1 protein-coding gene is annotated in these 1,281 nt (G+C 67.1%); it reads right to left on the bottom strand.

Going from position 1 to position 1,281, the window contains the following annotated elements; genetic code table 11:
- Positions 1–702 precede the first annotated feature (702 nt).
- Complete coding sequence (gene gcvH, locus K0M70_RS12085) at positions 703–1,098, bottom strand: glycine cleavage system protein GcvH (protein ID WP_290782275.1); 396 nt, start codon at positions 1,096–1,098, stop codon at positions 703–705.
- Positions 1,099–1,281 lie beyond the last annotated feature (183 nt).

Genomic DNA, 1,281 nt, shown 5'->3' with positions numbered 1-1,281 from the left:
CCCCGGCGGGGTCGCACCCCGGGGGGGCCCCCCCCCGCGCCCCCCCGCGCGGCGGGGGGGGGGTTGGGGCCGGCGCATCCCGGCGCGGGTAATTAAAACGCCCGGGCCGTGACCGGTCCGGGCGTAGGAAAGTCGGATGCTGCTCAGGCTGGTTTCACGTTTCGCGGAGGGATGGCTGCCCTGATCCACCGTGTTGGGTTCCCGGGTGGAGTTGCATTTCGTGGACCGCTTTGTAGGTTCGTTCGTGATCACTCGCATCCGCAGTAGACATCTGCTGGGCGAAAGCTAATCACGGGAAATCTTGATGTCAACAACTTTGCAGAAATAATTTCAAGCGGCAGTCGGCGTCGGCGGCCGTGAGAGTGCCTGCTTGGGCAGCGTAGGAAATGCACGCGGCGCGCACCGCGATTTTCCGGCGCGCGCAAAAGTGCTTTAAAAAAGCCGCGCGCCAGTTTCGCGAAGCGGTGCTCGGGCTTTTTCGCCGGGCGCGCCGACCCCTTCCCAGGCTGGCGACGGATAGCTTGGAAGGTCTGAAAAAAACTTTTTGCCGCGCTGCGGCGAACGGCACTTTTTCCATCCGGAATCGCAAAAATGCGCGAACCTTTGGCGCACCGCAGGCGCCCCGCGCGGATGGGCCGGCCGAAAAAAGCACCGGCCGCACAAGGCGGCCGGCACGGGTGTGGCGATGGCGGGGACGACGGCTCAGTGGCCTTCGTCCTCCAGCAGCTGCGCGTAGTCGTCGGGCGAAAGCAGCTCTTTGAGCTGGTCGGGCTCGCTGGCTTCGACCACGAAGATCCAGCCTTCGCCGTAGGCGTCCTCGTTGATGGTCTCGGGCTTGTCCGACAGCGCCGAGTTGACCTCGACCACCTTGCCCGAGATGGGCGAATAGACGTCGGACGCCGCCTTGACCGACTCGACCACGGCGGCGGCGTTGCCCTGCTCGACGGTGTCGCCGACGTTGGGCAGCTCCACGTAAACCAGGTCGCCCAGCAGGCCCTGGGCGTGCTCGGAAATACCCACGGTGATTCGGCCGCTGTCTTCGACGCGGGCCCATTCGTGGGACTTGAGGAACTTCAGGTCGCCGGGAATCTCACTCATGACAGGCCTCGGTGTTTGTGCGGGCGGGGGGTGTGGATAGTCTAACGGGGTGGGCGCGCCCCCGCCATAAGCGCGGCGCGGGCGGGGGAGCCCAGCCCCCCCGGCGGGGGGGCGCCCGCCCGGGCGCCACGGGTCATTACCCACCCCCCCCGCCCGCGCGTTCCCCCGGAGTAGACCGACCCC

This window comes from Arenimonas sp. (assembly GCF_019459675.1).
GTDB lineage: Bacteria > Pseudomonadota > Gammaproteobacteria > Xanthomonadales > Xanthomonadaceae > Arenimonas.
The sequence above is the reverse complement of the archived record's forward strand: the minus strand, read 5'-3'. Positions and strand labels throughout refer to the sequence as shown.

Bases quoted from the DNA above. Each gene is read 5' to 3' on its own strand.
- gcvH (WP_290782275.1), bottom strand. From the start codon at position 1,098: ATGAGTGAGATTCCCGGCGACCTGAAGTTCCTCAAGTCCCACGAATGG.